Origin of the sequence: Amycolatopsis sp. cmx-4-61 (genome assembly GCF_046548775.1) — a bacterium.
GTDB lineage: Bacteria > Actinomycetota > Actinomycetes > Mycobacteriales > Pseudonocardiaceae > Amycolatopsis.
Window position 1 is genome coordinate 1 of the sequence record NZ_JAEBEI010000018.1, and the last position, 12,767, is coordinate 12,767.

Here is a 12,767-nt window from a genome sequence, read left to right on the forward strand (position 1 = left end):
GAACGCTGCTTCAACCGCCTCAAACAGTTCCGTGCCATCGCCACCCGTTTCGACAAGACCGCTACCTCCTACCGAGGGTTGATCGACCTGGCCACCCTGCTCCTCTGGCTTTGAGGACACGCCCTAGGCGTCGCCGTCGAGGTGGACGGTGACGGTGACCCGGCCCTTGGCATCCCGGCGCGCGACCGCGTGCCCGGTGCGGGCGGTGTCGTCGAGGTCGAGGGTGAGCGGGCCGCCGTCGCCGGTGAAGTTGCGCCACCACGACTTGGCGTCCGGCATCATCACGCCGATGGTCACGACCTCACCGGCCCGCCGATACCCGACGGGCGTGCGGAAGGTGCGGCCCGACCGCCGGCCGGTGTAGGTGATCTCGGTGAGGCGGCGACGGACCACCGGCCCCCAGCGCGGCGACATCCGGAGCGCGCCCACGCAACGGTTGTAGCGGGCGATGGCGGTTTTGGGGAGCGGGCCTCGGTATCCCACGGCAGCCTCCTTCGGCGGGCTGCCGCCACGGTACCGGAAAACGGAGAAGAGTGTTCCGGTTGTCTGAGAGCGGCCGATGGTGGCCGGCCCAGAGTGCGTGGGGGCGGTTGCGGCTCGAGGCTGGCTCGGCCGTGGGCTGGATGCGCCGGTTGCCGGAGGACTGGCCGGATGACCTTCGCCGGGGCCGGGCCGAGCCACCCCGGCTCCGGCCGGTCGTCGCTCGCCGGGTGGGCTAGCTGGACGTGGGGAACGTGAATGCCGCTTCCGTGTGGGGCCAGCGGGTGGTGACCACCTTCGCTCGCGTGTAGAAGCGGACTCCCGCCGGGCCGTGGATGGGGCTGTCGCCGATCAGGGAGTCCTTCCAGCCGCCGAAGGAGTAGTACGACATCGGGACCGGGATCGGGACGTTGATGCCGATCATGCCCACCTTCACCTCGCGCTGGAATCTGCGGGCCGCTTCGCCGCCGGCTGTGAAGAGTGCTGTGCCGTTGCCGTACGGGTTGGCGTTGATGATCGCGATTGCTTCGTCGAGCGTGGCGGCGCGGACGATCGACAGGACCGGGCCGAAGATCTCCTCGCGGTAGGCGTCCATCTCCGGGGTCACCTCGTCCAGCAGGGACGGGCCGACGAAGAAGCCCTCCTCGTGGCCTTCGACCGTCAGGCCCCGGCCGTCGACCACCACCTTCGCACCCTGCTCGGCGCCGCGGGCGATCGAGTGCACCACGCGCTCGCGGGCGGCCTGCGTGACCACCGGTCCCATGTCGCTGGCCGGGTCCGTGCCGGGGCCGACCTTCACCTCGGCCGCCTTGCGTTCGAGGATCTCCACCAGCTTGTCGCCGGCCGAGCCGACCGCGATGCCGACGGAGACCGCCATGCAGCGCTGGCCGGCCGAGCCGAACGCGGCCGCCGTGAGGTGGCCCGCCGCGTACTCGAGGTCGGCGTCGGGCAGGACGACCGCGTGGTTCTTCGCGCCGCCGAGGGCCTGGACGCGCTTGCCCGCCGCGGTGGCGCGCTCGTGCACGTACTTGGCGATCGGGGTGGACCCGACGAACGACACCGCCGCGATGCCCGGGTGGTCGAGGATCGCGTCGACCGTGGTCTTGTCGCCGTGCACGACGTTGAAGACGCCCTCGGGCAACCCGGCTTCGGCGTACAGCTGCGCGACGAAGTTCGACGCCGAGGGGTCGCGTTCGCTCGGCTTGAGCACGAACGTGTTGCCGGTGGCGATGGCGATCGGGTGCATCCACAGCGGGACCATGATCGGGAAGTTGAACGGCGTGATGCCGGCGACCACACCGAGGGGCTGGCGGAAGTCGTGCACGTCGACGTCCCGGGACACCTGGTCGGAGAAACCGCCCTTGAGCGCGTCGGCGATGCCGCAGGCGTACTCGACGACCTCACGGCCGCGGACTACCTCGCCACGGGCGTCCTCGACCACCTTGCCGTGCTCGGCGGAGATGATCCGGGCCAGCTCGTCTTCGTGCCGCACGAGCAGCTCGCGGAAGGCGAACATCACCTTGGTGCGCTGGGACAGCGAAGAGTCACCCCACGACTCGAACGCCTTGCCCGCGGCCGCGACCGCGGTGTCCACATCGGACGCCTCCGCCAGCAGGACCTGTGCCTGCCGCCGCCCGGTGGCCGGGTCGAAGACCGGCGCCGTGCGGGTCGAGCCCGCCGGGGTCGCGGTGCCGTTGATCCAGTGCTCGATGGTGTTCACGGAGTCCTCCGGGTAGTGGCGCCGGTGCGGGTTCACAGCAGTCCGACGGCGGTGTCGACGGCCCGCGCGACGTCGCCGTCGTGCGGGTAGAGCAGTGACCGGCCGACCACCAGGCCCTGGACCGTCGGCTGGGCCAGCGCCCGCTGCCAGGCGGCGAAGGCCGCTTCCGGGTCCGTGACCTCGCCGCCGAGCAGGACGGCCGGCAGCGTCGAGGACGCCAGCACGCGCTCCATGTCGTCGACGACCGGCAGCTTGAGCCACGTATAAGCCGAGGAGTGGCCGAGGCCCGCGGCGATGGTGATCGACTTGCTGACGGCGCCGGGGGACAGGTCGTTCCGGAGCCGCCCGTCGACCCAGGTCGACAGGAACGGCTCGACCAGCGCGATCAGCTTGCGGTCCGCCAGCTCGTTGATCGCCTTCGCGGTGTTCTCGAGGACGCTCGGCGTGGCCGGGTCGGCGAGGCAGATCCGGGTCAGCGTCTTGCCGCCGTCGAAGCCCATCCGTTCGATGGTTTCCGCGTCGTAGCCGGCGAAGCGGTCGTCGATCTCGAAACTCGACCCGGCCAGCCCGGTGCGGTTCATCGACCCCAGCACCGTCTTGCCGTCCAGCACGCCGAGCAGCAGCAGGTCGTCGATGACGTCCGCGGTCGCCAGGACACCGGTGACCCCCGGGCGCTCCAGGGCCAGGCACAGCCGCTCCAGCAGCTCGCCGCGGTGGGCCATCGCCGACGGATCGCCGCCCACCGCGGTCGCCCCCCGGGCGGGGTGGTCCGCCGCGATGATCATCGCGGCGCCCTTGGCGTTGAACGGCGACTCGGCCCGGACGCGGTTCGCGGCCGCCTCGGCGATCGCTTCCGGGTCGTGCACCCGCCGGTCGACGATGCGCCGCACCAAGTCGGTCACAGTCCCGCTCCCCGCTTCCGGTCCTCGAGGCACGCCCTTCGTGTCCCTGCCTGCGACGATTCCAGCGTCGAGGAACTTTGTCAAGACATATGGACATTAGGTCAGCCCGGTGGGGGACGATAGGCTCCGGGGATGAGGAAGCCGGACGTCAACTTTCCGGCCTGGGACGCGGGCCGCGAGATCGTCGTGGACCCGGGCAGCCCCGAGCCGCTGTACTTCCAGGTGTCCCGGCAGCTGCACGCCGCGATCGAAGACGGCAGGCTGCCGGCGGGCGCGCGGCTGGGCAACGAAGTCGACCTCGCCGCGAGCCTCCGCCTCTCGCGCCCGACGATCCGCCAGGCCATCCAGACGCTGGTCAACCAGGGCCTGCTCGTGCGGCGGCGCGGGGTCGGCACGCAGGTGGTCCGCACGAAGGTGGCCCGGCCGCTGCGGCTGAGCAGCCTGTTCGACGACCTCGCCGGGCTCGGCGGCCGGCCCGGGACGGCGGTGCTGGTCAACCGCGTCGAAGCGGCCGGCGCCGACGTCGCCGAGCTGCTGGAAGCACCCGGGCTGACGCAGGTGCGGCGGCTGAAGCGGCTCCGCTCGGCCGACGGCGAGCCGCTCGCCCTGATGAACAACTACCTGCCCGACGGCGTCATCGACCCGGCCGACGACGAGCTGCGCGAACGCGGGCTCTACCAGCTGCTGCGATCGGCGGGCGTGCGGCTGCACGCGGCCGAGCAGAACATCGGCGCGCGCCTCGCGACCGAAGAGGACGCGGAACTGCTGCAGGAGGAGCCGGGAGCCGCGCTGCTGACGACGCAGCGCACGACCTACGACGACGCCGGCCGAGTCGTCGAGTACGGGTGGCACGTGTACCGGGCGTCCCGGTACACGTTCAACCTCTCGCTGACCAACGGGCCCCAGTAGGCGGAAGCCGCACCGGCGGGGTCAGTGACCTCCCAGCGGGATGGTGCCGGCCAGGCAGCCGTTCCGCTCGGCGGGGCGGACCAGCCTGCTCACGTCGTCGATGATCAGGGTGTCTTCGGCCGCGTGGGGGCGGGGTGGCAGCAGCACGAACAGCACCTGCTGCTGCCGGCGCGCGGCCGCGAGCCAGGGCTGGGGCGGCTCCGCGAACCGGAAGCCGACCGTCAGGCAGTGCGCGCCGACGTGCACGGTCACCCCCGCCGGGCGCTCGGCCAGCGCGACCTCGCAGCCCGCCGCCAGCGGCCAGATCCCACGCTCCCACTCCCACGTCGACGGGGACGCCAGGCCCGCTCGGCCCAGGAGCCGGCGCAGCCGCCGGTGGTCGTCCGGGCGGCCCGGCTGCAGGAGCAGCACCGGGTAGGAGTAGTCGTCTTCGTAGACGAGGATGTCGACCTGCCAGCGGGACGGGATCGCCGCGCCGGTCACGACCGGGCCCGCCCGTCCTGCGGTTCGCCGCCGAGGCCGTGGCGCACGTCCCCGCGGCGGGCCGCCGCTTCCAGTGCCGCGGTCTCCTCCGGCGGGTCGGGCCGCAGCAGGCTGCCCGGGAGCGCGTGCCCGGCGGCGCCGAGCTTGTTCGGTTTCTTCGGCACGGACGTTCCCTGGTAGGCCAGGGCCTTGCCGTCGAGCGGCTGGTGAATCTCGACGTAGGTGCCGGCCGGAGAGCGGGTGATGATGCCCGTTTCCAAGCCGTGCTCGAGGACTTCGCGGTCCGACCGCTGCAGGGCGAGGCAGATGCGGTAGGTGATCAGGTACGCGACGGGCGGGGCGAGGACCAGCCCGATCCGGCCCGCCCAGGTGGTCGCGTTGAGCGAGATGTCGAACTGCAAGGCGATGATGTCGTTGAACGACGACAGCGTCAGGACGCCGTAGAGCGCCAGCGCCATCATGCCGATGCTGGTGCGGACCGGGGCGTCACGCGGCCGCTGGACGAGGTTGTGGTGGGCGGTGTCCCGGGACAGCTTCCGTTCGACCCACGGGTAGCTGAGCAGGGCGCCGAAGAGCACCGTCAAGCCGATGACGCCGGCGAAGAACGGCTGCGGGATGGTGTACTTGCCGAGGAACAGCTCCCACGGCGGGTAGACGCGCAGCAGGCCGTCGGCGAACCCCATGTACCAGTCGGGCTGGGAGCCGGCGGAGACCTTCGACGGGTCGTACGGGCCGAACAGCCACACCGGGTTGATCTGGAACAGCCCGGACATCAGCGCCAGCAGCCCGGTGACGAGCGCGAAGAACGCGCCGCCCTTCAGCGCGAACACCGGCAGGATCCGGACGCCGACGACGTTGGTCTCCTTCCGCCGGACCCCGGGGAACTGGGTGTGCTTCTGGTACCAGACCAGGGCGAGGTGCACGCCGACGAGCGCGAGCATGATCCCCGGGATCAGCAGGATGTGGATCGTGTACAGCCGCGGGATGATGACGTCGCCGGGGAATTCGCCGCCGAAGATCGCCCAGTGCAGCCACGTCCCGACCACCGGCAGGGACAGCACGATCCCGGACAGCGTGGCGCGGATGCCGGTGCCCGAGAGCAGGTCGTCGGGCAGGGAGTAGCCGAAGAACCCCTCGAACATGCCGAGGATCAGCAGCAGGGCCCCGATGACCCAGTTGGCTTCACGGGGACGGCGGAAGGCTCCGGTGAAGAAGATCCGGAGCATGTGCACCATCATGGCGGCGACGAAGATCAGCGCCGCCCAGTGGTGCAGCTGCCGCACGAACAGCCCGCCGCGGACCTCGAACGACAGGTCGAGCGTGGTGGCGAACGCCCTCGACATCGGCACGCCCTGCAGGTCCGCGTACACGCCGTGGTAGGTGACCTCCTGCATCGAGGGGTCGAAGAACAGCGTCAGGTACACGCCGCTGAGGAGCAGGACGAGGAAGCTGTAGAGCGCCACTTCGCCGAGCAGGAACGACCAGTGGGTGGGGAAGACCTTGTTGAACTGGTGGCGCAGGCCCGCCGCCACGTGCAGCCGCTGGTCGGCGGCATCGGCCGCCGAGCCTGCCGCACGGGTCGCGCGGCCCGGCCCGCGGGTGGGGGCGGGAACGTGGCTGGGGCTCATGGCCTCTCCCGGAAGTCGGTGACCGTCAGCCGTGCGTACCCGTGCCCGCCCGCCACAACCCCTTTTCTTCCCGGACTCCCGCCTCGGTGCTCAGCTTCCCCTCCACGGCGACGCCGTGCGCCGTCCCGGACGGCGTCGCCTGCCGGTCGAACGCCGGGGCGCAGGCCGCGCAGGCGAGCGAGAGGAGCCCCGCCACCGCGAGCCGTCCGATCACCGGCGACGCCACCGCACCACCTTCCGGGCCGCCGAGTACGCCAGCCCCGCCGCCAGCACCCACGGGCCCGCGACGATGATCGGGTCCACCAGGTGGTGCCCGACGTCCGCGCGCTTGCGGCCCACCCGCGAGGAGAAGCCGTGGCGGGAGAACTCGCTCAGCACGCCGGTCTCGGTGATCGGGTTGTCCGGGCGGAGCGTGGCGAACGAACGCAGGTGGCTCTCCCACGCGTCCACCCGGTCGGCGGCCAGCAGGAGCAGCCAGTGGGCGGCCCGCCCTTCGCTGTACTTGCGGTAGGAGAACTTGCGCAGCGCCCCGGACAGGCCCTTCGGCGGGCACGACGTCCCGAAGACCGGCGTCAGGAACTTGTGCTCGATCGAGCGTTCCCGCGGCCACTTCTCCGGCTGCCGCTCGGGGAAGTCCCAGTGCGCGCCGGTCTTGTCCTCCTGCCACTGCAGCTTCGGGACCGACGGCCGGTCCTTCGGGTCCAGGTCCGCGCCCCAGCCGGGGATCCGCGCGCGCAGGCTGTCACTCGATTCGGCGATCGGCGGCCGCTCCGACGTGTAGGTCATGGTCGTTCCTTCCTCAGCCGGCGTTCGGGACGATCAGCGGCTTGATGCAGCCGTCCAGCTTGGCGGAGAAGATGTGGTACCCCTCGGCGATGTGCTCCAGGGGGATGCGGTGGGTGACGATGTCGCTCGGCTTGAGGTAGCCGTTGCGGATGTGCTCGAACAGCCGCGGCCACTGCCGCTTCACCGGGCACTGGTTCATCCGCAGCGTGAGGCCCTTGTTGAGCGCGTCGCCGAACTTGACGGCGCTGAACATCGGGCCGTAGGCGCCCATCACCGAGATCGTGCCGCCCTTGCGGACGCCGTCGATGCACCAGTTGAGCGCCACCGGCGAGCCGCCCTGCAGCTTCAGCTTGGCCGAGGTGACGTGCTGGGTGAGGTTGCCGTCGGCCTCGGCGCCCACCGCGTCGATGGCGACGTCGGCGCCGAGGTGGCCGGTCAGCTTCTTCAGGTGCACCACGATGTCGTCGTACTCGGTGAAGTTGTACGTCTCGGCGTGCGCGAAGGTGCGCGCCTTCTCCAGGCGGTCTTCGAGGTGGTCGATCACGATGACCCGGCCCGCGCCCATCAGCCACGCCGACTTCGCCGCGAACAGGCCCACCGGTCCGGCGCCGAAGACCACGACCACGTCCCCTTCGACGATCTCCCCGAGCTGGGCGCCGAAGTAGCCGGTGGCGAGCGCGTCGGTGAGCAGGACGGCGTCTTCGTCGTCCAGCCAGTCCGGGATGATCGCGGGCCCGACGTCGGCGAACGGCACCCGGACGAACTCGGCCTGCCCGCCGTCGTAGCCGCCGCAGGTGTGGGAGTAGCCGTAGATGCCGCCGACGGCGGTCGCGTTCGGGTTGACGTTGTGGCAGTTGGAGTACAGCCCGCGCGCGCAGAACCAGCACGTGCCGCAGAAGACGTTGAAGGGCACCATGACGCGGTCGCCGCGCTTCAGGTTCTGCACCCCGGAGCCGACTTCTTCCACGACGCCGATGAATTCGTGGCCGAACGTCATGCCGACCCGGGTGTCGGGCATCATCCCGTGGTACAGGTGCAGGTCCGAACCGCAGATCGCGGCCAGTGTCACCCGGACGATCGCATCACCGGGGTGTTCGATCGCGGGGACGTCCTTTTCTTCGACACGGATCTTGTACGGGCCGCGGTACACCATCGCACGCACAGCGCCTCCTTCCGACGGGTCGTCGGCATACCCGGGGGCGTCGCGGCTAACCGCCGGCGAACCGCGTGATCAACGCCGACGTCGCGCCGCCGGCGCGGGCGGGGAAGGCGTGCGGGCCGGGGACGGTGACGAACTCGCCGCGCGAGGCGGCCGCCAGCGAGCGCGCCCAGGGCTCGGGGCTGAGCGTGTCCCGGCGGCCGCGCACGACCAGGACGGGGCAGCGCAGCAGCGGCATCGCCCGTTCCGGGGCGTCCCGCTGGGCCGAGCGGATCATCCGCAGGAGGCGCCGGGGGCCGGCGCGCAGGTAGTGGGGGACGGTGCCGGGCAAGGCGGACGGCGATTCGTGGACCACGTCGGCCAGGAACGCCGCGGCGAGGGGGCCGAGGCGGCGCAGCCGCGGCGGGAACGTCGGCCCGGCCAGCACGAGCGCCCGGACCAGGTCCGGGCGCCGCACCGCGACGGCGACGGCGACCTGCGCGGCGGTCGAGTGTCCGAAGAGGACGGAAGGGCGGTCCAGCCAGGCGGCGACGGTGCTGGCGATCGCCCCGATCTCCGGCTCGCAGGCGAGCGGCCCGGGCCCGCCGAAGCCGGGGACGTCGAGGAGGTGGGCGCGCGTGGCGGCGGCGCAGCCGTGCAGGGTGTCGGCGAGGTAGCCGGGCGCGCCGAGGCCCGGCAGCAGCACGACCGGCGGACGGCCCGGGCGTTCGGTGCCGGCGGAGAGGACGCGCACGCGGGCGGCGGTGGTCGAGGGAGGCATCGGGGCCGGGTTACCCGGGAACGGCGGGCCCACACGCCCGCGACCCGCCTCGGGTCACCGTGGTGTCGTCCGGCGGAGGACCAGGACCACCGTGTCGTCGGCGTGCAGCACCACGTCGTGCATCCGGGTCACCAGCTCCCGCGGCAGGGCGGCCACCGCCTCGGTGCGGTGGGCCTCCGCCAGCTTCAGCAGCCGGGTCTGGCCTTCGTCGATGTCCTTGCGGCTCTCCACCAGGCCGTCCGTGTACAGCAGCACCGTGTCGCCCTCGGCCAGGACCACCTCGACGAGCTCGCGGGTGCCGGGGTCGGGGAAGCCGACCCCGCGCCCGGGCACCGGGGTGGCGAGCAGCCGCGCCGGTTCGGCCGCCGTGACCAGCACCGGTTCCGGGTGGCCGCCGTTCGCGAACCGGGTGCGGCCCGTGGCCGGGTCGATCCGGGCCAGCAGCACCGTGGCCATCAGGCCCGGCTCGATCGCGGCCAGCGTGTGGGACGCGTGGGCGATCAGGTCGGGGAAGGGGTGTCCCTCCAGGGCGAGCGTGCGGATCGCGTGCGTGACCGTCAGGGCGTGCCGGGTCGAGGTCACGCCGTGGCCGACCGCGTCGACGAGGGTCACGTGGACCTGGCCGTCGGGCAGGACGAACCAGTCGTACAGGTCGCCGCCGGTCGGGGAGTCCTGGTCGGTCGGCGAATAGTGGACCGCCAGCTCCAGGCCCGGCACCACCGGCGGCCGCGGGCGCAGCGCGTCCTCCAGCTCGCGGAAGATGGCCGCGTGGGCGCGGCGGAGCTGTTCGTCCCGCTGTTCCAGCTCGACGTACATCGCCAGCACGCCGCTGTTGGTCTCCGCGAGCTCGTGCTTGAGGTCGCGTTGCTCCTGGGTGAGCGTGTCGGTGCGGGCCACCAGGGCCAGCATCTCCTCGCGCGTCGCCCGGTCGTCGTCGGGGTCGGCCGGGGCGGCCGGCCGCCCGCCGGTGAGGTGCCAGGTGAGCGTCCGGCCGTCGCCGCGCTCGGGCAGCAGCGGCAGGGCGTTGCGCGTGCCCTGGGCGACGGCGTGGTCGAGCTGCACCGTGACCGCCAGCCGCCGGTCCGAAGCCGCCGTCGCCACGTCCACCGTTTCCCCCGCGGTGAGGGCGGGTTCGGCGAGCAGGGTGACGGCGAGGACCAGCCGCCCGCGGTCGTCGGCGGGCACGCCGGCCTCGGTGCAGGCCGTGCGCAGCCGCCGCCGGATCCGGGCCAGATCGGGGCGCATCAGGCGGACCGGTCCGCGCTCAGGGCGAGCATCGCCGCGTCGTCGCGGGCGTTGCGGTGCCGGTGGGCGAGGTCCGCCGCGAGCAGCAGCAGGTCCGGGGCCCGCCCGGGGACGCGCCAGCCGGTGCCGACGCCGTCGGTGTGCAGGACGACGACGTCGTCCTCGGCCAGCGTCAGGTGCCGGACCGGCGCCGACGGCAGCGTGAACCCGACGATGCCGGGGGTGCTGAGCAGCAGCCGGGACGGCCCGCCGCCGATGCTGGCGCCGCTGACGTTGCCGACGCCGCAGAACTCCAGGCGCCGCGGCGCGATCCGCACGAGCGCGACCGCCGCCCCCCGCGTCGCGCGCAGAGCGCGGTGCATGTTCGTGAGCTGGTGGGGCAGCGGGCGGTCGGGGTTCTCGGTGAACACGCGCAGCGCGGCTTCCGCGGCTTCGGCGGCGTCGGGTCCGTGCCCGAGCCCGTCCGCGACCACGGCGGTCCGGCTGCCGGTGACGTCGGCCAGCGCGACGGCGTCACCGCAGTGCTCCTCGCCGTCGCGGGGCAGGCGGAAGTGCCCGATCGCCCGCCGGGGCGGGGGCACGGCGGGGTCGAGCAGGCGGGCGGCGGCGAGCGTGCCGGCCGCCGGCGAGGACGTGATCCGGAACTGCGCCGCCATCCGCTTCACGGCGCCGAGGCCGGTGCCCAGGGTGGCGGTGGTCGTGTTGCCGTCGAGCAGCCAGTGGTCGAGGTCGGCCATGCCCGGGCCGTCGTCGGCGGCCAGCACGTCGACGCCGGGGCCGGTCAGCGACCGCTGCACGAGCACCGAACCGCCGGCGGTGTGCTTGTCGATGTTGCCGGCGAGCTCGGCCGCCACCACCGCGGCGCGGTCGGCCAGCACGCCCGCGAGCCCGGCTTCGTACGCGGCTTCGCGGGCGACGCGGGCGGCGGCGTACGCCGCGCTGGGGTGGTCGACGCGGATCCGGCGCGTCAGGCCGGCGACGGTCGCGGTCATGGCTTCCAGCGCACGACCGTGACGGTGGTGCCGCGTCCGGGCGCGGTGTCGAGGTCGAACTCGTCGACCAGCCGCCGGGTGCCGCCGAGGCCGTGCCCGAGCCCGGCCCCGGTGCTGAACCCGTCGGTCATGGCCTGCTCGACGTCGGCGATCCCGGGACCCTCGTCGCGCACGCACAGCCGGAGCCCGAGCCGTCCGCCCGGGTCCCGCACCTCCTCGACGGTCATCGTGCCGCCCCCGCCGTGGATGTAGGCGTTGCGGACGAGCTCGCTGGCCGCGGTGACGATCTTCGTCTGGTCGACGATCGAAAAGCCGGCGCCGACCGCGGCCGCCCGCACGGCGTGGCGGGCCGCGAGGAGGTCCTCCTCCGCCCGGACCGGGTGCTCGCCGGACGGGACGGTCCGTTCGTCAGGAAGCATGAGGCGCCTCTTCGGCGGCCTCGGCGGGACGGCGCCAGCCCAGCAGCTCCATCGCCTGCTCCGCGTTGAGGGCGGTCCGGACGCCGGTGAGCTGGAGCCCGAGCTCGGTCAGGGTCAGTGCGACGGCCGGGCGCATGCCCGCCACGACCATCCGCGTGCCGAGCAGCCGCCCGGTGCCGGCCAGCTGCATCAGCACGCGCGCGACGAACGAGTCGACGATCTCCAGCCGGGAGATGTCGATGATGACCCCGCGGATGCCCTCGTTCGCGATCCGCTCGGTCAGCTCGTCGGTGAACGCCAGGGCCGTCTTGTCGTCCAGATCGCTCAGCAGGCCGCTGAGCAGGATGTCCCCGAGCCGCAGGATCGGCAGGCCGGCGTTCACCCGGTCACCGCGCCCGGGCGGGCGCTGTCGCCGAGCAGCTGCATCGCCGTCGCCAGCGCGTCGGCCAGCGAGCCGCGGGTGACGATGTGCGAGAGGTCGATGCCCAGCTGGGTGATCGTCTGCGCGATGGACGGGCGGATGCCGCTGATCACGCACTCCGCGCCCATCAGCCGGACGGCGCTGACGGTCTGCAGCAGGTGGTGGGCGACGGCGGTGTCGACGGTCGGGACACCGGTGATGTCGATGATCGCCACCCGCGCCTCGTTCGCCTGGATCGACTCGAGGAGGCTGTTCATCACGACCTGGGTGCGGGCGCTGTCCAGCGTGCCGATCAGGGGGACCGCGAGGACGTGGCGCCACAGCCGCACGACCGGCGTGGACAGCTCGAGCATCTGGCTGTGCTGCTCGCGGATGATCGATTCGCGGCCGGTCGAGTAGACCTCGAACGTGAGCACGCCGGCCCGGTCGAGCAGCTCGTTGACCAGCAGCGCGGCCCGGTAGCGCAGGGCGGAGTCGTCGGTGTGCCGCTCGATCGCGCTCAGCATCGTGCGCTTGAGCGCGAGGATCGCCATGGCGGTGGCCGACGGCTGGGCGCCCGCGCGGGCCCGGCGCTCCGAAAGCGACGTCAGCGCGTCACGCACCGCGGGCTCCTGGTCCACGATCCGGGACACCGGCAGGGTGCCGCTCAGCGCTTCGCGAAGGGCCTCGAGCAGCTCGACGGCCTCGCGCCGGAGTTCCTGCCCGGTCCGGTCGCCTTCGCGCGGCTCCTGCCCGGCCCAGTCGCGGGCCAGCGCCGTGCGGTCTTCCGCCAGCATGCGCGCCAGGACCGTGCGGACCTGGCTGTCGTCCGTGCCCAGCACCGACGCCTCCTCCGTTCGGGGCGCGCTCTGCTGTACGCCGAC

General features: G+C 72.8%; 15 protein-coding genes. 1 reads left to right on the forward strand and 14 read right to left on the reverse strand.

What is annotated here, in order from left to right; translation table 11 throughout:
- Positions 1-123: 123 nt before the first annotated feature.
- The 3 genes from ACLJOU_RS36235 to ACLJOU_RS36245 all read right to left on the reverse strand — a co-directional run bounded on the left by ACLJOU_RS36235 (position 124) and on the right by ACLJOU_RS36245 (position 3,102).
- The gene (locus ACLJOU_RS36235; RefSeq protein WP_410573787.1) at positions 124-483 is read right to left on the reverse strand and encodes a hypothetical protein; all 360 of its coding nucleotides are present in this window, start codon (positions 481-483) and stop codon (positions 124-126) included.
- A 232-nt stretch (positions 484-715) separates the two neighbouring features.
- Positions 716-2,200, reverse strand: coding sequence for a CoA-acylating methylmalonate-semialdehyde dehydrogenase (locus ACLJOU_RS36240; RefSeq protein WP_410573788.1), 1,485 nt, complete (start codon positions 2,198-2,200; stop codon positions 716-718).
- A gap of 32 nt (positions 2,201-2,232) precedes the next feature.
- Positions 2,233-3,102, reverse strand: a complete 870-nt coding sequence (locus tag ACLJOU_RS36245; RefSeq protein WP_410573789.1) for an aldolase — start codon at positions 3,100-3,102, stop codon at positions 2,233-2,235.
- Between the two features lie 132 nt (positions 3,103-3,234).
- On the opposite strand from ACLJOU_RS36245, the gene ACLJOU_RS36250 reads away from it, so the two are divergent.
- A complete protein-coding gene (locus ACLJOU_RS36250; protein WP_410573790.1) occupies positions 3,235-4,011 on the forward strand; it encodes a GntR family transcriptional regulator in 777 nt (258 codons plus the stop codon).
- A gap of 21 nt (positions 4,012-4,032) precedes the next feature.
- On the opposite strand, the gene ACLJOU_RS36255 is transcribed toward ACLJOU_RS36250, so the two are convergent.
- The 11 genes from ACLJOU_RS36255 to ACLJOU_RS36305 are packed head-to-tail and all read right to left on the reverse strand — an operon-like array spanning position 4,033 to position 12,725.
- The gene (locus ACLJOU_RS36255; RefSeq protein ID WP_410573791.1) at positions 4,033-4,494 is read right to left on the reverse strand and encodes a hypothetical protein; all 462 of its coding nucleotides are present in this window, start codon (positions 4,492-4,494) and stop codon (positions 4,033-4,035) included.
- A complete protein-coding gene (locus ACLJOU_RS36260; RefSeq protein WP_410573792.1) occupies positions 4,491-6,122 on the reverse strand; it encodes a cytochrome b in 1,632 nt (543 codons plus the stop codon). The genes ACLJOU_RS36255 and ACLJOU_RS36260 overlap by 4 nt, the downstream gene beginning before the upstream one ends.
- A gap of 25 nt (positions 6,123-6,147) precedes the next feature.
- Positions 6,148-6,348: a hypothetical protein gene (locus ACLJOU_RS36265; RefSeq protein WP_410573793.1), complete on the reverse strand. Its 201-nt coding sequence runs from the start codon at positions 6,346-6,348 to the stop codon at positions 6,148-6,150.
- On the reverse strand, positions 6,333-6,908 hold the full coding sequence (locus ACLJOU_RS36270; protein ID WP_410573794.1) for a hypothetical protein: 576 nt from the start codon (positions 6,906-6,908) through the stop codon (positions 6,333-6,335). The genes ACLJOU_RS36265 and ACLJOU_RS36270 overlap by 16 nt, the downstream gene beginning before the upstream one ends.
- 13 nt (positions 6,909-6,921) lie before the next feature.
- Positions 6,922-8,061: a zinc-dependent alcohol dehydrogenase gene (locus ACLJOU_RS36275; RefSeq protein ID WP_410573953.1), complete on the reverse strand. Its 1,140-nt coding sequence runs from the start codon at positions 8,059-8,061 to the stop codon at positions 6,922-6,924.
- 55 nt (positions 8,062-8,116) lie between these two features.
- Complete coding sequence (locus tag ACLJOU_RS36280; RefSeq protein WP_410573795.1) at positions 8,117-8,827, reverse strand: alpha/beta fold hydrolase; 711 nt, start codon at positions 8,825-8,827, stop codon at positions 8,117-8,119.
- A gap of 54 nt (positions 8,828-8,881) precedes the next feature.
- The gene (locus ACLJOU_RS36285; protein ID WP_410573796.1) at positions 8,882-10,072 is read right to left on the reverse strand and encodes a PP2C family protein-serine/threonine phosphatase; all 1,191 of its coding nucleotides are present in this window, start codon (positions 10,070-10,072) and stop codon (positions 8,882-8,884) included.
- A complete protein-coding gene (locus tag ACLJOU_RS36290; RefSeq protein ID WP_410573797.1) occupies positions 10,072-11,064 on the reverse strand; it encodes a SpoIIE family protein phosphatase in 993 nt (330 codons plus the stop codon). Before ACLJOU_RS36290 ends, ACLJOU_RS36285 begins: the two co-directional genes overlap by 1 nt.
- Entirely contained in the window at positions 11,061-11,483 is a 423-nt protein-coding gene (locus tag ACLJOU_RS36295; protein WP_410573798.1) for an anti-sigma regulatory factor, read from the reverse strand. Before ACLJOU_RS36295 ends, ACLJOU_RS36290 begins: the two co-directional genes overlap by 4 nt.
- Positions 11,473-11,865 (reverse strand): STAS domain-containing protein, encoded by a 393-nt coding sequence (locus ACLJOU_RS36300; protein WP_410573799.1) that lies wholly within the window; start codon positions 11,863-11,865, stop codon positions 11,473-11,475. The genes ACLJOU_RS36295 and ACLJOU_RS36300 overlap by 11 nt, the downstream gene beginning before the upstream one ends.
- Positions 11,862-12,725 (reverse strand): STAS domain-containing protein, encoded by an 864-nt coding sequence (locus tag ACLJOU_RS36305; protein WP_410573800.1) that lies wholly within the window; start codon positions 12,723-12,725, stop codon positions 11,862-11,864. Before ACLJOU_RS36305 ends, ACLJOU_RS36300 begins: the two co-directional genes overlap by 4 nt.
- Positions 12,726-12,767: the final 42 nt, after the last annotated feature.